The organism is Nitrosopumilus sp., assembly GCA_029862745.1.
Classification (GTDB): Archaea; Thermoproteota; Nitrososphaeria; order Nitrososphaerales; family Nitrosopumilaceae; genus Nitrosopumilus.
In genome coordinates, this window is the sequence record JAOTWS010000004.1 from 98,211 (window position 1) to 121,183 (window position 22,973).

General features: G+C 33.7%; 20 protein-coding genes. 6 read left to right on the forward strand and 14 right to left on the reverse strand.

Translation table 11 applies throughout. The features are described 5' to 3' along the window. Positions 1–25 precede the first annotated feature (25 nt). The 5 genes from OEM44_05500 to OEM44_05520 form a co-directional block, all read right to left on the reverse strand. Positions 26–1,498 (reverse strand): hypothetical protein, encoded by a 1,473-nt coding sequence (locus OEM44_05500; protein ID MDH3516255.1) that lies wholly within the window; start codon positions 1,496–1,498, stop codon positions 26–28. Positions 1,499–1,561: 63 nt separating this feature from the next. Continuing rightward, entirely contained in the window at positions 1,562–2,362 is an 801-nt protein-coding gene (locus OEM44_05505; protein MDH3516256.1) for an SIMPL domain-containing protein, read from the reverse strand. 621 nt (positions 2,363–2,983) lie between these two features. After that, positions 2,984–3,457 carry a pyridoxamine 5'-phosphate oxidase family protein gene (locus OEM44_05510; protein MDH3516257.1) on the reverse strand — a complete coding sequence of 158 codons (474 nt, stop codon included), beginning with the start codon at positions 3,455–3,457 and terminating at the stop codon, positions 2,984–2,986. A gap of 77 nt (positions 3,458–3,534) precedes the next feature. Beyond that, positions 3,535–3,933 (reverse strand): VOC family protein, encoded by a 399-nt coding sequence (locus OEM44_05515; protein MDH3516258.1) that lies wholly within the window; start codon positions 3,931–3,933, stop codon positions 3,535–3,537. A 134-nt stretch (positions 3,934–4,067) separates the two neighbouring features. Further along, entirely contained in the window at positions 4,068–6,626 is a 2,559-nt protein-coding gene (locus OEM44_05520) for a hypothetical protein (protein MDH3516259.1), read from the reverse strand. 161 nt (positions 6,627–6,787) lie between these two features. On the opposite strand from OEM44_05520, the gene OEM44_05525 reads away from it, so the two are divergent. After that, positions 6,788–7,543 carry a hypothetical protein gene (locus OEM44_05525; GenBank protein MDH3516260.1) on the forward strand — a complete coding sequence of 252 codons (756 nt, stop codon included), beginning with the start codon at positions 6,788–6,790 and terminating at the stop codon, positions 7,541–7,543. Positions 7,544–7,716: 173 nt separating this feature from the next. On the opposite strand, the gene OEM44_05530 is transcribed toward OEM44_05525, so the two are convergent. Beyond that, positions 7,717–7,941, reverse strand: coding sequence for a hypothetical protein (locus OEM44_05530; GenBank protein ID MDH3516261.1), 225 nt, complete (start codon positions 7,939–7,941; stop codon positions 7,717–7,719). Between the two features lie 296 nt (positions 7,942–8,237). Further along, positions 8,238–11,378, reverse strand: a complete 3,141-nt coding sequence (locus OEM44_05535) for a type IV secretory system conjugative DNA transfer family protein (protein MDH3516262.1) — start codon at positions 11,376–11,378, stop codon at positions 8,238–8,240. A gap of 703 nt (positions 11,379–12,081) precedes the next feature. Between OEM44_05535 and OEM44_05540 the strand changes: the two genes are divergently transcribed. The 3 genes from OEM44_05540 to OEM44_05550 are packed head-to-tail and all read left to right on the forward strand — an operon-like array spanning position 12,082 to position 16,029. Further along, on the forward strand, positions 12,082–12,960 hold the full coding sequence (locus tag OEM44_05540; protein ID MDH3516263.1) for a hypothetical protein: 879 nt from the start codon (positions 12,082–12,084) through the stop codon (positions 12,958–12,960). Next, on the forward strand, positions 12,960–14,144 hold the full coding sequence (locus OEM44_05545) for an electron transfer flavoprotein subunit alpha/FixB family protein (protein MDH3516264.1): 1,185 nt from the start codon (positions 12,960–12,962) through the stop codon (positions 14,142–14,144). The genes OEM44_05540 and OEM44_05545 overlap by 1 nt, the downstream gene beginning before the upstream one ends. 1 nt (position 14,145) lies before the next feature. Next, positions 14,146–16,029 (forward strand): NAD(P)/FAD-dependent oxidoreductase, encoded by a 1,884-nt coding sequence (locus OEM44_05550; GenBank protein MDH3516265.1) that lies wholly within the window; start codon positions 14,146–14,148, stop codon positions 16,027–16,029. Between the two features lies 1 nt (position 16,030). Here the strand turns inward: OEM44_05550 and OEM44_05555 are convergent, their stop codons facing one another. From OEM44_05555 to OEM44_05565, 3 genes are all read right to left on the reverse strand, one after another. Next, positions 16,031–16,705 (reverse strand): hypothetical protein, encoded by a 675-nt coding sequence (locus tag OEM44_05555; GenBank protein ID MDH3516266.1) that lies wholly within the window; start codon positions 16,703–16,705, stop codon positions 16,031–16,033. Between the two features lie 293 nt (positions 16,706–16,998). Next, positions 16,999–17,562 (reverse strand): class I SAM-dependent methyltransferase, encoded by a 564-nt coding sequence (locus OEM44_05560; GenBank protein MDH3516267.1) that lies wholly within the window; start codon positions 17,560–17,562, stop codon positions 16,999–17,001. 296 nt (positions 17,563–17,858) lie between these two features. Then, positions 17,859–18,236 carry a helix-turn-helix transcriptional regulator gene (locus tag OEM44_05565; protein MDH3516268.1) on the reverse strand — a complete coding sequence of 126 codons (378 nt, stop codon included), beginning with the start codon at positions 18,234–18,236 and terminating at the stop codon, positions 17,859–17,861. A 63-nt stretch (positions 18,237–18,299) separates the two neighbouring features. Here OEM44_05565 and arsM point away from each other — a divergent pair, with 63 nt between their 5' ends. Both arsM and OEM44_05575 read left to right on the forward strand, forming a co-directional pair. Next, entirely contained in the window at positions 18,300–19,058 is a 759-nt protein-coding gene (gene arsM / locus OEM44_05570) for an arsenite methyltransferase (GenBank protein MDH3516269.1), read from the forward strand. 16 nt (positions 19,059–19,074) lie between these two features. After that, positions 19,075–19,488, forward strand: coding sequence for an arsenate reductase ArsC (locus tag OEM44_05575; protein ID MDH3516270.1), 414 nt, complete (start codon positions 19,075–19,077; stop codon positions 19,486–19,488). Positions 19,489–19,721: 233 nt separating this feature from the next. Here OEM44_05575 and OEM44_05580 read toward each other — a convergent pair whose 3' ends face one another. The 4 genes from OEM44_05580 to OEM44_05595 form a co-directional block, all read right to left on the reverse strand. After that, on the reverse strand, positions 19,722–20,393 hold the full coding sequence (locus tag OEM44_05580) for a hypothetical protein (protein ID MDH3516271.1): 672 nt from the start codon (positions 20,391–20,393) through the stop codon (positions 19,722–19,724). 65 nt (positions 20,394–20,458) lie between these two features. After that, on the reverse strand, positions 20,459–21,091 hold the full coding sequence (locus OEM44_05585) for a winged helix-turn-helix domain-containing protein (GenBank protein MDH3516272.1): 633 nt from the start codon (positions 21,089–21,091) through the stop codon (positions 20,459–20,461). Between the two features lie 3 nt (positions 21,092–21,094). After that, the gene (locus OEM44_05590; protein ID MDH3516273.1) at positions 21,095–22,228 is read right to left on the reverse strand and encodes a hypothetical protein; all 1,134 of its coding nucleotides are present in this window, start codon (positions 22,226–22,228) and stop codon (positions 21,095–21,097) included. After that, positions 22,216–22,944, reverse strand: a complete 729-nt coding sequence (locus tag OEM44_05595) for a hypothetical protein (protein MDH3516274.1) — start codon at positions 22,942–22,944, stop codon at positions 22,216–22,218. The genes OEM44_05590 and OEM44_05595 overlap by 13 nt, the downstream gene beginning before the upstream one ends. Between the last annotated feature and the right edge of the window lie 29 nt (positions 22,945–22,973).

A 22,973-nucleotide genomic window follows, 5' to 3' on the forward strand; every position in this document is an offset into this window, starting at 1 on the left:
ATTTTGGTTGTTTTATGATATTGTTCTAGTCTAAGATATTTGTAATGTTAATTGTAATAGAGTCATCAAATAAAATGGTCTTTGCTTTTGGAATTTGTGCTTTAGAGTAGATGTCATCTTTTCCAAATATATCATAATTTTCTTTTTTGTTTTTCTTAAATTTTTTGAGATAGACAAAGATGACTACTGTAGTTGTTGATACTAGTACAATTCCAATAACCAAAACTAACAGAGTCATCAAACTTGATTTCGGTTTGATTCTGTCTTCTTTTATTGTTACATCAATGTTGATTGTATCTGTGACATAATGATCATCATCATCGTGTTGATCCTTTGCGTTATCAACTGAATTATCGTTATTGTTTTTGATTGTATCATCAGTATTTATGATGTAACCATTATTTTGACTATTTGGGTTATCATCAGTAGAAGAATCGGTATTGTTATTATTATTATTATCAGGAAAAGTTAACTTAATTGTTCCAAACTCAATAATGATATTATCTGTTATATCATCATCATCTACTATAACATCTAGATTAATTGGATTATTGTTTTTTATCGTATTACTTGCATTAAAAAATGAAATTAACTGAAACTCATACTCCTTGAATGGCTCCACAATATGTGATGGACTAAAATATACTGCCTCCACAGGAAATGGAATATTTTGGTTTACAAGAAAGAAATTTGTAACATTGTTTGTGTCTTTTTTTGTTTGTTTTTCTATTACTTTATCAATAATATCAATCTCGTATCCTACCTTTGATACATTCAGTATGCTAGATATTGGTTCTAACCTGTTATAAATTGGCAGAAATGATTTCTGGACAAACAACTCTACTGTCTCAAATTTTAGATCATCATCTAATACCATCATGTATGGATTGATTTGTTTAGAGCCATGATATTCAGTCACCTCGCCCCACTTGATTCCCTCTTGCAGTAATTTTGATTCTTGTGCAGTATACTTTAGAATTGAGAATAGTGTATTTTCTATAGAGTCAGATAATCTAACAGTATCAAGATGGTAACGATGATTATGATTATCATTATGGATGATATCAGATGACTTTATGTTCCATGAATTAGCATCGATGTGAAATATTGACTTTCTAATCTCACCTGATGAATAGTCAATGATTGCAACATCAACAATCCAGGTATCTCCACTAATCTGATTTTCATCAGAAATTACGCGATCAATAAAGTTCAGATGTATTGTATAGCACATACTGGAGTTGTGCTCTAGATTCTTTGTAAAATAGTGATATGATTCAGCAGAATAGTTCTGTATGAAATTAAGATCACAAATCTTGTAGGTAAAAGAATCTCCTATCTTTAGGTTTTTTCCCAACTCCCACATGTTATTTTTTTGATTAGATACTTGGTCATTGTAAGAAAGAGAATAAGCATTTGGAATTATCACATCAAATGTCAATCCAATTATTAATACAAAAACAACAAACAGCGGCAGATAGATCTTTGTCTTTTTCACAAAAGACTATTGTGATTTATTTAAAAGAAGAAGAAAAGAAAAGAAAAAAATAGATTGGAAGGCTTAGTTGCTTCCAATCAGAAATACTACGTTTGCAGTTGTACTGACATCTTGATCAGATGAGAACACGGGTGTTGAAGCAAATGATCTTTCCATGCGTTCATCAAATGCCATGTTAAACATTGGCATTGGAGGTGGAGTCATTCCAAATTCTGATAGTGACACTGCCTTTACTCCTATAATTGAATACTCTAGTGGAGCAAGTGCATTTTCAGCTTTGGTCTTTGCATGTAGAATTGCTTGTTCAATTAACTCATCTTTGAGCTGCAGATGTTTTTCAGGTGACAATGTAAATGATACATTGTCTACTCTGTTTGCCCCTGCAGTTACAGCACCATCTATGATGTCAGCTGCCAAATCTAACTTTGTAGTCTCAACAGTTATGGTGTTTGTCACGCGATATCCTGTCAAGTCTTGCTTCCATCTTTTGGTAATTGGATCCTCATATCCATCGTATACAGGATAGATGTTGAATCTTGATGTGTTGATTTCATCTTCGACTATTCCAGTCAGATTGATTGCCTCTATGATTCCAGTCATTGCCTGGGAATTAGCATCAAGTGCTTGTTTTGCAGTAATTTCTTGGGTTTCCACTCCAAAGGTAATTACCAACAAGTCAGGCTCAACTGTGGTAGTTGCAGTGCCTGTAACTGAGATTGTTTTTTCCTCTGAGGATGTAGGTACCTCTTGAGCCAGTGCTTGACTGTTCTCCAGAGACATAGATCCTGCAGATGTGATAGTCATGACAGCAGCTATCAATACTGCTGCACTAATCACAAATGTCGTTGATTTTGTTGTTTTCATTGTATTAGAATAGGATAATCAGAAGATAAGGTTTGATTAAATTACAATTATACCGTAAATATTATAAGCTAAAAAAAATGAAAATGAAAAAAAATTATTCGTTACTATTATCATCAACGAATATCCAGGACAACCCCTGTATTTCTTCCCAAGTTGAATTGTTATCTTGATTCATGGTGTGACATTACAAAATTTGTATATAAAATTCAAGAAGGAATTGTTCATACAAATCATCAGTAAAGGTCATAAGAATTTTAAGATAAGAGTTGGGCCAAAGTTGCCCAACTCGGTATGGGACGTAAACTATCTGGTCGGTTAACAGATGAATAACTACTCCATCGTATTATGTACGGATAAACTATACAAAATTTGCATAAAAGGTAAACTGAGGAATCATCAGCAGGTCCTAAATACCATAATATCAAAATCAATTCAGTTGGAACTGTCACCGAGACAACAAACCATAATTCATCTCCCGTGCATCATGTATCGTTGTCGGTCTTAAGTTCCAATGTTATTGTTTTCTTTTTTTTGTTGTTTGCATTTAGAATAGTTTGATCTTAATTGTTCCAACATCATTCACAAAAGAAATATTACAAATTCTTTAAAACCAATCAAAAATTAGAAAGCATTACTGTGATCCCATGTTGCAAAATATTTTGGTTTTAGTTCCAAGAGTACAGAAGAGCCATTCTTGACTCCATCTAGCAAGAACTTTGCCACATTGTTTTTCAAATCTCCAGTATATTTTACCATAATTTTCTCTGCAATTGGAAGCATTGTAGAGATATCTTCAATTATTGTTGCCACGGCTTTGCCTCTGACTCCTTTGTATGGGATTTTCTCGTCATCTATGCAGAAATATACCGTATTTTTGCCGTTGCGAATGTTTTGAGCTTTCTTTGTAGTCTTGCTAGTCTCAACATACAGCTTTTCATTTTCATAAAGATACCAGACTGGATGGACATTTGGTTCGCTTTTTTCATCGATGGTTCCTAAAAGCAAGTTTAGAGTTGAATTTCTCAGAAAATCACTTACTTGTGATGAAGATAATGTTGAGCCAATTCCAGGACTTGCATGTGTAATTTTGATCATATTTCTTGCTTGCATTTGTCTTTATGATATAAAATATTACTGGAGCAAACTGCTTCAAATCATACTGGAAATTAAAACTATAGTCCGCCACCAGAGATTTCACTTAGCTCAATTTCATATCCGCTAGGATCTTTGATGTATACTGACCGTGATTTTTCAAATTCCACAGGACCATCATAGAGAACCTCTACATTCAATTCCTTGCATTTTTCCATAATATCTTCAAAGTTTGCAATATGAAAACCAAAGTGGGCAATTCCTCCACTATTTGCAGACATTTGAGGATCCTCATACAGACAAAGCTTGATAGAGTCATTGCCAATAATTTTTGAAGGAGCATCCAGCTTGTTTGGAGAATTATCTTCTTTTCTCACCTCAAACCCAAATAGATCTTTGTAAAACTGTATGCTTTGCTCCAAGTTCTTGACGTTCATATTTACATGATCCATGGATATGGCTTTGAGAAAATCACTCATAACATGTCTTCTAATCAATGTAATTAAGAATTTTTCTAAATTCATTTAATTAAAAAAATTAATTTCATCAAGATGAATTTCAGATAAAAAAATATTTTTTTGTCAATCATAATAATAATAGAGTTTATGATATATCATTGAATAGTTCTCCACAATTTCTTGTAGATTTTATACAAAACCCATCCAGTAAACATCAAAACCAATAGTATGACCATCCATTCGTATAACACCAAATCAAATATTGATGTGATCGGGTTGGGGGGTGAAGGATTCAGTACAGCTTCATCAATTTCTGGAAGTGTTGCAACAGATTTTCCACTCCAGATGTTAGTTGCAGTAATGTTTAGTTGTATTAAATATTCTGATTCAGGTAATGACACAATGCATGTTCTGCTAGATTTTATTTGGAAACATGATGGCAAAACATTTTCTCCATCAGTCTCACCACTGTCATATACAATACCGTTAATCTCTAATGTTTCTATTGTACCAAAGTTCTCATCATACTTGTAAATTAAAACACGTGGATTTGCAGGATCTCTTTTGATATCAAGTGTATTAGAGTCATCCATATTGATTTGATAAAAATAATCAATTGAGAAATCATACCAAGGATACTCAATTGTATTTGTTATCTCATGTATTCCATTATTTCCTGTAATCTCCAAGTCATATGGAGATAATGCATCAAGTCCAGTGGTCAATGGAATTGACAACAATGCATCTTTAGTATCTAGTAAATATTTGTCAGAGATGTCAACTACCTCATTTAGATCAAAGGTTTGGTCCAGTATAGTGTCATATTGAGTAAAGGATGATAAAACACGCCTAGTTTTTTCTAGTTTAACGCTTCCATTTCCTTCTATAGCCAGGTTGTCAAGAGGATAGATTTCATGATCATTGATAACTACAATATCATTTCCACTCATATCTAATCCTGAAATTATTTGGGCAAACCCATCATCATTATCGGTATCAAAGATAACTTTGTCATGGATGTACTGGTTTAGTTTAGTGGTACCGCCATCTGTTTCTTCTCTTGGAATTACATTAATTGAAATATTTACAGAATCATCTTCTTCTCCATCTGCATTAACTGCATTGACTTGTATGGTATTGTAGAAAAAAGATTCGGGATACATGTATTCATCATTTGTCAAAAAGAACACCTCATGTCCTGCAAAATAAGTAGATTCCAATGTGTTGAATACGGTTGTATTCTCATATCTTGGAATCTTTTTTTCTTGGTTTAATACTACATCTAGTATTCCATCATAGCTAAAGTTAATCTTACCGTATCCGGCCTTTAAGAAATTAGATGTTCCATGTTGTCCTACCTCATATGGAACAATTCCTGGAAACTCTGTTGCAATTAGATCACCTGCAATCTCTACAGACTTGCCAACTGTAACTTCATTAGCAATGATACCTACATGATGTGCCTCATCCCATGTTAATTCTATACTATCTGAGAATTCAGACTCTCCAATTGTTCCATCAATAAAGTTAAACTCCCAAGGATCTGCACCCCATGTAGAGTAAAAGTAATCATTTATTTTTGAACGTCTGTCCTCATGTATACCAATTACATCATCAGGATTTGCATCTGTACTTTCTGATCCAAAATAATGCAACGAGTAACCTATCCTATCATCAAATGCTAATCGTTTGTCATCTCTTAGTACAGGATACACATAACTCTCATAGATTGGAAAGTATTCTACCACAAGAGATGATGTTGAATTATAATTGATATCAATCTGTGGGGTAATGTTAAACAGCTTGGTATTGTATGATATAGTCTGATCTCCAATCAGTGATAGGTCAGTTGCATTGTACACGTTGTTTCCTCCACCGTAATCAAATGTACCAGTCCATGGTTGGAATCCTGGAATCATCATTGTGTTTGTGCATATTGCAAACTCACAGAAAAATTCATCTTCTAAAATTAATGGATCATGAGACTTTTCAATTTCTACAAATAATGTTCCAACTCTGTCATTTTTCCACTTGTATATTGGATTGTGTATCACGTTGATTGCATCCCAAACATAGTATGTTCCATCAAGATTTCTAGATGTGTAACCATCATCTTCAGTTAACTCATATCCATCTTTTTCTATTGTGACTTCTAAATGTGGTAAGATTACTGGTGGGAAATAACTTGCAGATGCAGAAACAGTTGGCCACCCACAATGCCATTTGCCGCCTGCCTTGTGGCATGTGTATTGTTCTGCAGAAGCTGTCTTTGATACTGAAACTGGTTCTGACTCTCCAATGTTTGAGGATATTTCTGCAACACCAGAATTAAAGGCAGAACCGTATGTACCGTCTGTGGGAGTCTCACTATCACCAGAATGACCGTGTATTACACAGTTTGGACCATTTTGTACACTAGTGATGCTTGGGGTGGATTGTATTGGACATGGTTGAAAATGACGACATCCATCTGTCCAAGTGTTAATGTTGTAATCAAACGCATCCCCAGGATAGAATGTCTTGTCAGGATTGTTTCTATGGTATGTATTGTGATGTGATGATGTGACTGTTATTTCTACGTGAACAAAGCATTTTTCTCTATATGTTGTGTCAGTTGATATGGTGTCACTTCCTGTAACTTGATGAGTAGTAAACAAGAGTTTTGGATCACCAAATGAATAATTGACATTTAATGGAACTACAAAAGTTCCCAAGAGAAATAAACTAACAAATAATAACGATATGAACTTCACTGTAGATTATAATTAATTTTTTAAAAAGGAAGAAAATTACTAGTCAGGTTATCCAAAATGAGGATAAATGAGACGCATAGACGTGAAAATACTTATCTGAATTGAATTCATGAAATTCTGTTATGGGTTTGTTGGATAGATTTAGTCGTACGTTTGACAAGCATGGATACGACCTAGATGGGTATGATAAAAATGGGTTTAATAAAAAAGGATATGACAAAAATGGGTACGATAAAAAAGGATATGACAAAAATGGGTACGATAAAAAAGGATATGACAAAAACGGGTTTAACAAAAAAGGATATGACAAAAAAGGATATGACAAAAGAGGATACAAAAACGGGTATGATGAAGATGGATTTGATTTTAAGGGTTACAATAAAGATGGATTTAACAAAAACGGGTTTAACAAAAAAGGATACGACAAAGATGGGTATGATAATCGGGGATTTTCTATAAATGGAATTCACATCGATACAAAAATTGCTTTTGATAAAGATGGGTTTAATAAAAAAGGATACAACAGAGATGGATTTAACAAAGATGGGTATGATAAAAAAGGATACAACAGAGATGGATTTAACAAAAACGGGTTTAACAAAGATGGGTATGATAAAGATGGGTATGATAAAAAAGGATACGACAAAGATGGGTATGATAAAGATGGGTATGATAAAGATGGGTATGACAGTAATGGGTACGATAGTAATGGGTACGATGAAAATGGATATGATTTAGACAGGTACGATGAAAATGGATATGATAGTAACGGATATGACAGACTAGGATATGATCACCTAGGTTACGACAAAGAAGGATACAACCAAGAAGGATACAACAAATTCAATAAAAAGAAAAACGAAGTACACAGTGATTAAGATCGGGAGACTTTTTGGTAGCTATTGCAGTCAAGCGTTATTTTCACAATACGTCAAACTATCTAAAATCAATTTCGAATTGCCATCATCTTCTTCTGGAGCCTCAATTATTATAATTTAACAAAAATCAGAAATTATCAGTCATGAAATTATCAAATATATCTATCAGTTGATTATTTCTTGAATGGTCTTATTGCCTTGTAAGTTCCATCCTTTAGCTGTATGAATAGCGGAGGATATCCCTTTAGGTTTCCACGCCTATATGATGAGAAAACCTTTCTGAATGTGCCTTTATTTTTTGGTCTGCAAATAGTAACTGCCTGAACTGGAGTGAATGGCTCTTTTAGCTTTTTTGAGGTTATTGCCTTTACTACTTTGGAGTATACTTGTGGTGCCATTGTATGATGTTTGAATAATCTTCAAGTTAATATCAATTTGGTTGTAATATACCAAGAGAATCACCCATATTTGGAATTATTTTTAATTTCGTCAGTTATTTGAAGGCATAATGATATTCATCTACATTGTACAATGTTTCAGTTAAATGATTCATTTCAACAAAGCCCATCCTGGTACGATAACAACATCAGAAAATAAATTAAGATAATTTTTGATCTGAGGTTATCTTAAAAAAATACTTGAACTGTAATAAATTACAACAATGATACTCCAATCCATTAGATGGGATAGATTTCTAAACTACAAATGCCAATACATTTTCTCTTTGTTCTTCTTGGTCTATATGAGATTCTAGTATTTCTTTTATTCTATAACTAGTTGACCAACCATGATACGCTGCAAATCCCATTTCTTTCCATTTTACCATGTTCTTCCTTGCAGCTTCTGGATGGGATGCAAGCTCGCTAGCTGATTCTATCTCCACTGATATTGCCTTGTCAGTCTCGTAACTGTACGCAATCAAGTCAGTTCTGTCCTCATCTTTTTTTACTGTCTGGTCTGCAATTGTTATGAAATATTTCTTTTGCAGATAGCTGTTCACTGCCTTTTTTGTAATATATGAAATGTCATCAGCTGAGCCAATCTTGATGCTATCAAATGTAAAATATTTAGATTTTGTATCCTCTGATAAAACATATTTTGTATTTCTGTTGTTCTCATCTACTACATCTAGTATCTTTTTTTTAACCATGTCATGTAACACATCAGACACATCATCTCTCTGGTTTGCATTTAGTTTTTCAGTAATTTGTCCCAGCTGGAGAGATACTGAATTGTTTTGGTGTAATAACAACATTATTTTCCATTGTATGTGTTCTGGAAGCGGTACAGTGATGTATCTCATCCATTTTATTGATTCAGTTTGTGCCTCTGATAATATTGATGTGGATTGTTTAACAGTACTGTACTTTCTCTTTTGAGATGCGATAAATTCTTGTAATTGCTCATCAGTGTTTGCTATCTCAGGTGGTATTGGTAGCCAGAACTGTATTGGAGTTGACTGTTCTTGTCCTGCTGTGACCCTCATCTTGTATGTCCAGTGAAAATCCTCTTGTGAGGCCATCTGTTGTGTTAACTCTTTTGAGAACTTTGTGTCCCATATGCTGCCCAATCTTGATGCATCCTTGCTTGAGATTTGTCCTGCAAATTGAGTGCCTGAATTTCCGACAATCTCTTCTAGTAGTTTGTCATCGATTTGTGCCATGGTCTGGTGAGCCAATAACAGTCCTAGGCGATATGATCTTGCCTGCGATAGTATCAAGGGTAAAATCTGCAAATCCTTTACAATTTGGAATTCATCCAGAGCTAGAATCACTTGGCCTCTGTCATCTTCTTTTGTGTTTGATGCTCTTTCTAGTATTGTAAACCATAGTTTTATGACAAAAGCTTGAATTGCTAATGGTTGTATGTGATGAGCCAGATTCAATGTAGATATTCTAACTATTGTGTAGTGACCAGGCCGTATCAACTCCTCAAAGGATACTGTACCATGTCTTTGGCAGAATACTTTTTTTAAAATTGGATCAGTTGCAAACTGTTCTACTCTATTTAGTAACGGAACAAAGGAATCAGGTTTTAGTGATGCAATAGATGAGAGTGCTTGCTTTAGATCATCGCCTGGCATTCCTAAAGCCTTGAACATTGTTTGTAGATATTTTACTCCCTCATCTTGCAGCTGGATGATAATATCATACATGTCAATAAATGTTGGAGAGTCATTTTTGTAATACATGTAAAATAATAAAACGCGAAATATTCTTTCCATCTGGACAAAGATCTGTTGTTGTCCGTACCATTCCTTTACCATTTCTAAAAAATATCCTACATAGCGTGATACCATCTCATCTCTTTTTCCTTTGGAATATTTTGGTAACTCAAGTGGATTAATTGAGAATCCAGTATCTAATGGTTCTAAATAATGGATCATGCCACTATTCATTGAATTGCCATTGCACTGCTGGATGAACTTTATAGAATCCTCACCCTTGGGATCAAGATAGATGAAGCTGTTTGGAAATACTCCATTAAGATTTGCTTCTTCGAGATGCTTTGCAATCACTCTGATTAATGATGTCTTTCCGCTGCCAGTTCCACCAACACAGTAGATGTGTCGTGAAAAGTCAATTGGCGATATTATTGCTGATTGTTCCTCAACTAGATTGCATTGTTTACCGTAAGAGATTTTTTTAGACTCTTCAAAATATCCAATGTTAAATCCTGTCTTGTTTACAAGTTTTGATGGCAATGATACGTTTCGTGTAGTTTGGATGTTTCTTGTGGTGATTGGATTTGGCAGATGAACAAACAAAGACAGTTCATTTGGATTCAAAATAAGAAATGGCATTGGTTTTCTTTTCTTGTATTGTGCTGCAAGTATAGTTTTTTTAAAATAATCTTTTATAGATTGCATCATGAATTTTTTAGGATTTGGAATTAATCTAAAATCAAACATTGAGAGTCTTGGATAGTTCTTTTTTGTGTGGTTTATGGTAATTGGCGAGCCTGACTTTTTGTATTTTGGATGATAAAATGAATTGTATCTGTAGAAATACTGTGTTAGATGGTCATGTTTTGATCTTATCTGATCAAAAGACAAACGAGGTTTATTATTATTATTATCATCTTTTGATTGTATCAATCCACGAATACTCAATACAATCTGTGTGTTCTGTGTCTTTTCTCTAGTGTCTTTTAGCAGATCCTTGTAGTTGTTGTAAAAGTCTAAACCATTTTCTGGATTCTCATATGATTGTGTATTTGTAATGTCATCTATCCATGTTCTATAGTTTTTACTTGTGATATTTTTGATTCTTGAATTTAATCTTCTTTGATGGTGTCTAAGATATGAGATGAAATTGTATGGTTCAAAGACAAACTGAATCCATGCGTTCTCATAGAGTTGAATAGAGTTTGATAAATTTGTAATCAGCTGATGATGTTGTTGTTGATTTGTTGCACTAGTATCCAGCATAGTTGAATAATGCCCATGTTGTAGTGATACATCAAATATTTCATAAGATGATTTTTGTGGAGAGAACCAATCAGGTGTGGTCTCTTGTTGAGATACAAAAGACACATTTGGATAAACATTCTGAAATGAAATTTTGTAGTTTGCTAAATCTAATTTGTTTTGGGCAGATAAAACATACTTTAGCTGCTTGTTTTTTCCATCCCACCAGACCTCAAATGATCTAATGACTTCAGGTGCAGATGAAATCAATCCAGGAATTGTTTGGATTGCAGATTTTACATCCATAGATATTGGAACTTTTAGGGAACAACAAGAGACGTTAGAGTTTGACTGTCCCAGAAAATTCCTTGTTTTGTCTAGTGAACCTAGTTGCTTTTCTTGTGATAATGACCAGAATTTGCCCATGTGAAATCAAAATAGTATGATAAATTTTGATAAAAGGACAACCTCCTAAAATATTCAGCAAAGTTTGTTAAACATACTCAGGCGTAAATTGCTAAATTAATTATTTATTTCTCTTCAGATTCATCGGCATTACTAATCTTTTTTTCAATGTTCTAGAGATGATGATCTCATTTTTTAAAATTATTTGGGAGAAATGAATTAGATTATGTAAAAAGCCCTTGAGAGTTGTCTAACTAGTTGGATTCCATTACATAAGATTCAAGGTATTAGAAAATTCGACATATCACAAGTACAAACACAATACACGTAATTGCAAAACAAAGATAATTATGGAATAGTAAGAGGATTCAATTCACACTTACATGCTTCTCTTTTACCACACCTAGGACAATTACAATCACAGTTTAGAAGAGGCGCCATACATTGGGAGCATTGTGTGTATTCTGCAAAATCATCTCTCAAATCAATCCCTCTAACAATAAACTACAATGATAGAACTTAACTAGAACATAATATTTCTTAAAATTCATTAAAATTTTAAATAATTTTTAAACAGACGTTTATTTGTCATTACATTATCAGAAAATTGATGATTGAATTCAGAAATCATTTTTTTGATTTCATTAGAAATTTCCATAATCTACATCATGACGTTATCAATCATCTCGGTTAACTTTAAGTGTACAGTAAATTGTAGTTACTCATGGGACAGCTAAACATTGCTGTAATTATAAAACTGGAACCCGATTTTTCAGAGGGAAATGTTAGTTACAATCCAGATGGCACATTAAACCGAGCTGAGACTAAAAATACTTTAGGTCCTCATAGTGCAATAGCTGCACACGCAGCATTTTTTGGTAGAGTGATGTATGATGCAAAGGTTTCAATTGGAACAATGGGACCACCCATTGCTGATTTGGCACTTAAACAAGCTCAACAGATTTCTGATGCTGAAGAACTTCATCTGTATAGTGATAGATTGTTTGCAGGAGCTGATACGTTAGGTACTGCAGAAGTTTTAAAGACTGGAATACATAAAATGAAAGAAAAAATGGATATTGTTTTTTCAGGGCATAGAGCTTCAGATGGAGAAACTGGACAAACTGGACCACAAACTGCATGGAAGTTAGGATTTACTTTTCTGGGAAATGTAATTAGTTATAGTGTTAATATGGAAAATAGAACAATTCGTGCAAAACGTTTGATCAGCTTGCAGGGCAGTTCGGATATTATTGAAGAAATCGAAGCGCCTCTTCCTGTATTCATATCAATAGATCCTACATACAAGTCTAATTTTGGTAAAGTATCTCAAAGACTTGCATTTCATAAATATAAAAAAGAAGCAGCAACTCGAGCTAATAACTATAAAGAATATTTTAAAATATTTAATGCTAAAGAGTTAGGAGTAGATGAAACTCTAGTTGGATTACCTGGTTCTCCAACTATTGTATACAAAGTTGAAAGAGTTCCAAAGTCTACTGCTACCAGACATGCAGAAGTAATTGATGGTTCAAATCTAGACCAAATTAAAAAAGTGGTGACACAAATGAAAGAGGCGTTAAACGCCATGGTGATTAAATAGTGGAAGAAAAATTTAGGCACCTATATGTTGTAATAGAACATGAAGGAGGGGAATTTCTTCCTGTTAGTCTTGAGATGGTTGGAGAAGCAAGGCGCCTCATAGACAATTTTAATTTGAAATATTCTTCAAAGGAAAAAGTGGTTGCAGTAATGTTAGGACATAACATAAAAAATGTCTCAAAAAAACTAATAGAATATGGTGCCGATGCTGTAATTTACTCTGACAATCCAGAATTAAAAGATGTTAGAAATACAATTTACACCAAAGTCATCAGTCAGATTGCACAAGACACTAAAACTTTAGGCGAGGTTGAATCAGAATATGCATCCGAAATACAGAGACCACGATACATGTTCTTTGCCGCAGATAGCATTGGTAGACATCTCTCATCTACTGTTTTAACTGAACTGGAATCAGGTTTGGCATCTGATATTAACCAACTAGTAATTGAAGATATTGAAATGTCTCACCAACAAAAAACTGGAGGAAAAAAAGAAATTTATGCAAAGACTCTAGAAATGTACAGGCCTGACTTTTCTGGATTTTTATGGACTACAATTTTATGTCTAGATAATCGTAATCCAGCTTTTCCAAGATATTATCACCCACAATCTTGTAGTATTATTCCTGGAGTTTTTGAATCACTTAAACCAGATTCATCTCGTGATGGAAAGATAATTGAATTCATTCCAAATATAGATGCACAAGATCTAAGAGTCAAAATACTTAGCCGTCAAGTTATTGAGAGTGAAGTTGATTTTGAGACTCCAAGAACAATTGTAAGTTTTGGCAGGGGGATTAAAGAAGAACCAGAACAAAATATCAAACTTGTAGAACAATTGGCAAAAGAACTAAACGCAGAGATAGGAATCACTTTACCAATATCAAAAAAACCATTCCCAATAAATTCGAGTTTGGATGCAAAATACATGATTCCAGACAGAGTGATTGGAACTAGTGGACACAAAACAAGTGCCATGCTTTACATCGCAGTAGGAGTTAGTGGGGCGATGCAACATGTGTGGGGAATGAAAGACTCTGGATTTGTTGTAGCAATTAATCCTGATGAAGATGCGCCAATTAAAAATGAATGTGATATTTTCATTAAGGGAAGGATGGAAGAGGTGATTCCACTATTAATTGAAGAGATAAAAAAACAGATACAAGTTGTGGAGACTGTCTAATTTGGAAAAGTATGATGTAGCAATTATTGGCGGAGGATCTGCAGGACTTGCTGCACTAAAGCAATTATCCAATCTTGGAAAGCAAGCAATTCTATTAGAAGCAGGCTCTGAGGTTGGTACAAAGAACCTTTCTGGCGGAATTCTTTACTCAAAAAAACCACAGAAAGGCACAGTGACAAACGTTGAAGAAATATATGAGAATTTTCTAGATGATGCTCCTTTTGAGCGTAAAATCACAAAATACATTTTACATTCAACATCAAAAGACAAGGTTTACTCTATGGACCTCACAGCAGCTCACGAATATCAATCAAATTTTGGTTACTCTGTTTTACTAAACAAACTTAATTCATGGTTTGCAAAACAAGCAATAGAAACGGCTGAGAAACTTGGGGGTGGAGTTATTCCGGGAGTTCATGTCAAATCAATTTCTTGGAATGAATTAGGCAACGCGATAATTCAAACTGATGAGTTGGATGATTTTGAAGTAAAGGCAGTGATTGCTGCTGATGGTGTAAATTCTGAAATAGCAGACATTGTTGGCGCAAGACCAAAGTTTACACCTACTCAATTGTATCAAGGAGTCAAAGTAATTATAAAACTGCCTGAAGAAATTATTGAAAAAAGATTTGGAGTTTCATCAGATGAAGGTGCGGCACATCTCTTTGCAGGAGATATTACACTAAATCATATTGGAGGTGGATTTCTCTATACAAATTCTGACACACTTTCAGTTGGAGCAGTATACCACTATCACTCACAGTTAGAAAATCCAACTGAGCCATGGGTATTGATTGATGCATTATTAAAAAATCCAATGATTAGTGAATTTATCAAAGATGATGTTCCAATAAAATCAAAAATAGATAAAAGCTTGCCACAAGAAGAACAACTTCGAGTTCGTTTTGCAGTTGCAAAACAAATTAAAAACTGGAATGAGATACGTTCATCATATTTTTCTTCTAGCGGGAAGAAACGTCTGATTGATTCAGGAAAATACAAGTCTGATGAGGACATTAAAACTAGATTAACTGAAATTGAAGACCAATTGAGAAGTTTAGGAGTATCTTTTGGTTCGGATTATGTTGAAGCAGAATATGGTGCAAAATTAGTTCCAGATGGGAAGAGATGTAGAATGCAAAAACCCTTCTTCAAAAATATTTTATTTGTAGGGGATGCAGCAGGTAGGGGAATTTTTGTAGGTCCAAGAATTGAGGGTCTTAATGTAGGAATTGATGATGGTGTAAGAGCTGCTAATGCTGTTGCACGAGCAATTGACAAAAATGATTTCTCTGAAAATTCTCTGGGCGAGTATTACTCTAAGGAGACAGAAAATAGTCCATATACTACAGATATGAAGCAGATCGATAAGAATTACCTAAAGATTTTCCTTGATGCAGCAAAAGATGTTCCAAAAGATATTATCGGTGCACGCTATGGGCCTATCTTGAAAATGATGTCAAGTGGAAAACTTTTAGGTATTACGGTCAAATTTGCAAATATTCTAGGCTATGAGAAACTGCTTCCAATGATAGAGTCAGAGGACACATACGTCAAAATTCCAATTCAACTAGCTGAACGTTTAGGTAAAACTGTATCGCAATCTTATTCTCCAAGCATTCAATCAATTGCAGATAGAATTGGGAATCTAAGTTACAATGATGATCATTTATCTCACATTAAGATACTAAATCCTAAAAGCGAATTTATAAAAAAAATGGTAACTCTTTGTCCTGCAAAATGTTATACAGAAGAGGAGGAGGAGGGGGGCGGAGGAAATGTCATCATTCAACATGAAGGATGTGTAGATTGCGGAACTTGTTCACAGGAAACAGAATGGAGACACCCTCGTGGAGAAAAAGGAATTCATTACAAATACGGCTAATCTAGACTTTAATTTTTAGCATTTTTAATTCATTATAGGCTTCTTTCATTTTAATGTAAAAATCTTTGACAGTTGGAGGAAAAATAGAAAATGCAATATAAAATTCCTCAGCTTCACTAATGTATCTAGAGACTTTTATCGAGTTAGGATTTTGTGAAATAAATTTCATGTTGTTTATCCTGTCACAGAGTTTTATAATCTTGACATCATAATCTGATTTTGTAAGTTCAATACAATAGTCTAAAAATCTTGCAGAATTTTTTTCAGATTCATTCTTGCCAGTATAGTTTTCCAATGGTTTAGTTTTCAAAGTATGACTTACATTGTATACATATTCCCCAAATCTGTGTCTAAAATATGCATCAAAGCCATAAGATTTTGAAGCATACACGTCTAAAATTTTCTCATCGTCTTCCATTATATCATGTAAAATAGATGAAACAATTTGAAGAGATGTAAGTAATCTATTAGTTGTATTATAATGACGGATCACATCAATTGTCACAGGCCAGATGTGAGTTTCAAGAAAAGATGATTTTTTATCCTCTCGCTTAAGATTTGAATGTACTTCCTCAGCCAAGTCTATGGCATTTTGAATAAAACTATCTACTTGCATGTGAGATTCATTTTCGATTACATTCAAAAGATCTTTTTTTGTTGCAGAATTAATTTTCATAATACCTATATTACAACATCATTGAAAAACATGATCTTGTAGACATTAACGTCTAGCCCTTAGATAGGAATCTCCAATTTTGAAAGCGGCTAGATATGTTTAGTGGGGGTTTTATATTGATAATTTAGTATTTTTCAAAAGGAAATTTTACCTAATGTTAGAAAACATTACTCTTTGGAATTTCACTTGAAGAAATTAAACGGTTTTAAACTAATTTTGCAAAATTTGTCTTCTACACCAGCCTTAAGAAATTTTTTGTCTGCTCTTTGTTGGCTTGTAGTGTGTATGATTTATTATTTTCTTCTCAAAACTGCATAGATAGAGTCATCTTTTTGATTCTCAGTGTAAACTTTTAATTCTAATATTTCAAAATCAGGCTCAAAAAGTTCCCTCAAAGAATCCAACTCATAATATACAAACAACAACCCTTCGAAATTCTCAGTTTTGTTACCTTTCCAAAAAGAATGAAATAATATTCCATTGGGATTAAGAAGGTCTTTTTGTTTTTTAAGAGATGTTTTCAAGTCATCAGTTCTCAAGTGATGTAAAACCTTGTTAGAGTATATGCAATCAAAAGTTCTCTCGGTAAGAAGAGTCACTGCATCCAGTTTTAACAAGTCAGCATTTTGATTTTGTTTTCTGTATCTATCCAAGAAAATTTGTGAGTTATCAGAGCCTGTAGCAGCAAAAGTTTTACTCAATATATCCAAGTCTTTTCCAGGACCCATTCCAAGCTCCAACACAAAAGATTTCTCAGGTAGAAATTTGTGTAAAATTTTAATCAGTTCTGCCCCATCAAATCCTTCTACCATTTTTACATATTCGTCTACGCCTTTTTCAGTATCAAAAAATCCCATAGTTTTTGGTTATAATGATTAGAAGTTTATAGCTAGCTTTTGTGTCAGGATTTATTTGATGATGATGATTTAGATTAAGATTTAGAGTTTGAATCTATTTTAGATATTAAATAAGAATAGAAAAAACATGTAAAAACTAGGAATCTTTGAAAATAGGAATCATCATCATCATGATGGTTAAAATTAGCAGTTACATTTACTAGATTTATTTAATTTAGAATTGTTGCATATTTTACAGTCTAGCAAACATTTGTCTTCAGGACAATAACCACAAAATTGCATTTTCTTCATCTTCATCATTTCTTTGACCATTTTCTCATCCATTCAAGCAGACCAGTAATGGATTCGATTAACTCTTGACCTTTTTTGGTTAGCTTGTATTCTACTCTTGGTGGAACCTCTGCAAATGTTTTTCTTTCCAATATTCCCTCAGATACTAGTTCAGATAACCTTGTAGATAGTGTCCTACTGCTAATTCCTTTAAGTGATTCTTTGAACTGCTTGTGTCTTACTGGTTTTGTCGTACAGCAAAGTGGAAAGAGAATCTCAAGTGTTGCCCTTTTTGTGATCAGTTCCCTGATTGTAAAAGTCTCTTTTAATAATTTTGAAGCATCATATCCTGCAAATTCACAATTGTTTTCAATTACTGCCAGCTTTTTTCCTTTAGTTTCCATAATTGCACTAACTGTAATGGGTTCTACTTGACAACTTTAATAGTTTACCTAGTAAACCATAACATGGAAAATTCAATTAAAGAAGACATTAAAAAAAGATATTCCAAGATAGTAGTATCTGGAAATGACAGTTGTTGCTGTATGCCAGGAGAATGCAAACCAGGAGATTCTCCAGTTGATGCAACAAAGTTGATTGGCTATGACCAAAAGGATCTTGAATCAATACCCCAAGAAGCAATTCTAGGCGTGGGGTGTGGTGCACCAATTAATCATGCCAGTCTAAAAGAAGGAGAAATCGTAGTTGATTTGGGTTCAGGGGCTGGAATTGACATATTCCTAGCTGCAAAAAAAGTAGGAAGTTTTGGAAAGGCAATTGGAATTGACATGACAGACCAAATGCTAGATAAAGCAAGAGAGAACGCAACAAAGGGAAACTATTCCAATGTTGAATTTAAAAAAGGAGACATTGAAAAGGCAATTCCGTTAGAACACAATTCAGTTGATGCAGTGATTAGTAATTGTGTGATCAATCTTACAACAAACAAGAAAAATGCATTCAAAGAAGTCTTTAGAATCTTAAAAAAGGATGGAAGGATGGTGATTTCAGACTTGATCACAGATGTAGAATTACCTCCAGAGAAAGTCAATTCAGATCAATGGTGTGAATGCATTGATGGAGCACTCACAAAAGAAAACTATCTTTTTTGCATGAGACAAGCTGGATTTGAGAAGATCAAAGTTTTAGAAGAGAGAGCATACATGCAAGGAGAAAATATCAATGGCAGAAAAATTACTAGTCTTATAATTAAGGCAGTAAAATAATTTTCATGAAACAAGAATGAAAAAAATTCTTTTTGTCTGTGTTGAAAATGCAGGTAGAAGTCAGATGGCTCAAGCATTTTTTAAAAAATATCTGCCATCAGAGTTTCAGCCAATCAGTGCAGGAACAAAGCCTGCAGCAAAAGTAAACTTAATTGTAGTGCAAGCAATGAAAGAAGTTGGAATTGACATTGAGGACAACTCTCCTCAAAGCATCTCACAGCAGATGATTAATGAGACAGAGATTGCAGTTAACATGGGATGCATTGACAAAGAGTCATGTCCTGCATTATTTTTAAAAAATGTGCAAGACTGGCAGATATCTGATCCGAAAGGAAGATCAATTGAGGAAGTAAGGGCAATTCGTGACCAGATAGAGCAAAAAGTAAAAGATCTCATAGTTTCTGTGACTAGAAAAAAAGAATCTATTTGATTATCAGCACAGGAACCTTTGAACTATGCACTATTGTATTTGATACGCTTCCAAGAAGCATATTTGTTTTATCGTCCATGTTGATAGCAACAGGAATAAAAAAGATGGAAAAGCATCCTAATGGGGAAGAAAATATTCTTTTAGATTTTATGTTAATCTCTTAATTTTAAATAATAATAGCAATAGTAGTAAAATAATCTTGTATCAATTATAAATTAATTTTATAATCTAAATTAAGAAAATATTGTATTCAGAATTTCAGGCAATAACAGTAGTAAAACTATTCCAATCATCATAAACACTACAAATGGTGGTGTATTTTGCACAAATCCTCCAGCTTGAGAGATTTCTTTGTTTCTTGATAGTATCACAAATGATTTTTGGTTTGGTAAAACTGAGTAATACTTTTCAGAGGATATAACAAATTTCTCGTAACTTCGTTTTCTATGAATGCAAAAAAATGCAAAGACCTTTCTGTATAATGGCTCTTTTACAAAATCACCAAATAGTTTTCTTTTTGATATTAAATCTGCTACATTCAGTGTCACACTGTATATTGTAACTACAGATACTGCAAGAACCAAAGCCAATAAAGTAGCAATTATTGGAACCATCACAAACTCGTAATGAACTGGTAGTATCACACTAACAGAAATTATACCAAACAGATCTGCCATTCCTACAAACTGTAGCCTGTACAAAACAAAACCAAAAAAGCATGAGGTTACAATTGTCACTCCATGGTATGCTGAAAACTCTTGATAGTCAAAGAGATACATCACTCCACCTATACTGACACCAACAATCCAGATAACATCAGGAACTTTTCTTGATTTATAGTCAAAAATAGATGCTATGCCAAACATTACTAGTATCAAAACTATTCTCAGTTGGAGAAACTCCACAACCATCCATCACAAATAGAATAAAACCAAAAAAGGATCCAATCAAAGTGGCATTTTTTGACACTCTAATTGGGTCCTTGCAATATACCACTGACATTAAAATTATTATTTTCAATTGTATGGCAAATGCATTTTTCATAAGTATCACTGCACCACAAAAATAATGATTCAAGATCTTTGTGATACTTTTTTAGAAATGCAATCATGGGGTTTGTCATTTTGATAAAATCCCCAGACACATACACTAGGTTTCTTGACGTCAAATGTTTGAGGGATTTTGAAATGTTTTGTCTGTGATATATTGCAATATATGTAAAATTCTCATCATAATCTTTCTCGTAACATTGCCTAAATGATGAAAACTGGTAAAAAAATTCTGGGTTGGAGTTGACCCTGTGATAAACTTCAGCCAATAAACATAATGACAAAAAAGATAATCCATCAAGCCTCTGACAAATGACAAACCACCTACCCTTTTGAGTAATAGAGTAGATTCCTCTGCCTTCTGACTCGAGATATCCAGAATATTTCAGTTCTAGGACTATTTTTTTGGTGTATCTATACTGCTTTTTGCTCATTTTTGAAATCTCAAGAAGAGAGAATCCTGAAATATCATATGACGATTCAAGAATTTTTGCCCCTGTAGAGTTTCTCTTTATGTTGCATCTATACAATAATAGATCTAGATTATTTTGCAAGTTTCATGAGGCATTCCAGAATACCGTATATCTCCGTGTTGCGTCTTTCTGGGAATCTACAAATGCTTTGAGGCAGTCAACACCTGTGATGTTTTTATGTCTGATTTGATCCTCCATTTCAAGAAAATTTACTACATCTAGTGGTATGGAATAAAGTTTCTTTGATGGAATGTGGCATGTCTTTATGATTTTTTTGTTTGCTGATGTATCTATTTTTGATACTGTGCCCGTTTTTTTATCTACTAGAATTTCTGGGTTTCCTTTCTCATCTGGGATGACTAGCATATTTGGAATGGCCTCAAGAATTTCTCTAGTCTTTTTTGATGATGATGATGTTTTTGGTTTTTTGTTTTGATGTAATGATGATTCTTTTATTTCTCCTAGCTTCTCAGATGATATAAATTGTGCAACAGTTGATTTGTCTTGCCTATATTCTGTACGAGTTGCATTTTGTCTTATCATTTGAGTTATAGAATCAATTTGTTCAGGCGTCATCCAGAAAAATCTTGAATCACTTTTTGGTCTTAGATCAGATGCAATAAAGTGTATCAACTGAAGTTGTTGTGATTCATCAGAGATTCGAGATATCTTTTCTAGAACATAAATTGGAGTGCTTGCCTGGATTGCAGTTAGTCCTTTTCTCTTTGAGAGTTCTGTTACTAGTTCTTCTAGCTTTGAGATTGCAGCTTCTGAGATACGATTAGTTGCCATCAACAACCTGCAATACAGGAGTTTGTCTATTCCCAGAATTTTTAGAACTGTAACCTTGTCTGTTTTTAATTTCTCTTGGAGTGAATCAACTAGATTGTAAACTAGTGGTGTGTTGAGTATATCACTAGATAGTATATCACAAAAATGCTGTACTAAAACATCTGAGAGATTTTTAAACTCTTCAATGGTACATTGTACATTATTTTTTGATTGCTTGCATCCAAGAACTACATCATAGTGATTTATGGCATATAATTTGTCATTTACTTTTCCTAGTCTAACTATTGGAAGGTTTTTGGTTTTCATTGATGAGTATTTTAAAATATTTGTCTCCATCACAATTCCAATATTTTCTGAAAGCAACACAATTGAGTCAGGAGAAATGGTCTGAATCATATTTTGAGTTGAGATGTTTAATTCAAACACCTCAGTCTTGCCATCTCTGTTGCCTTTTTGGCCAGGGTCTTGTAATCTGAGTTTGGAAATGACTCTATTAGCATATTCATATAATTTCTAGAATTTTTCTGTAATGTAGATACATCAGAGATATCATACTGATTTTGTGCCTGTTTGATTGATAAATTCAGGTAAAATCTCATCTTTACCTCCTTTGAGGTAAATGCTGAAGAATTAGTCTTGAATTGTATCCCTCTAGGGCCTGATGCGTTTTTTACACCAAGGCTGCAGCAGACAATATTTTGGACCATATTTTCATCATATGGAATTGCATTGTTTTGTAGAGTCTGGTATATTGCACGACATATCTTTTTTGCCTTTGTCAGATTTGTGGTATCATGGCAAAATAATTTCCAGGAATCCTCTGAGATGGTACTGGTAAGGGATAGTTTGCGGCATACATCAGAGAATGCCAAGAGGGAATCTGACTCTGTATGGAATTTTGTAGATGTTATCATCATTTGCTCATCACGTGGATCCCCACCTACTTGCTTTCTTTGATGGAGGTTAAGATTTGTCTTGCAGAGCATCTCGTGTGGTACTGTTTGCTCTATATTGTATGATGATTCATTGTTTGGTAGAACCACACCACATGTTTTACAGACAGTTTCGTTTTCAAACGGGAGAAAAATAATTTCCGGTTTTGCACAATAACAATTTTGTGCAGAAATTAAATTTTGTCTCATAATTTGGCCCCATGTAATTGATTAATAAG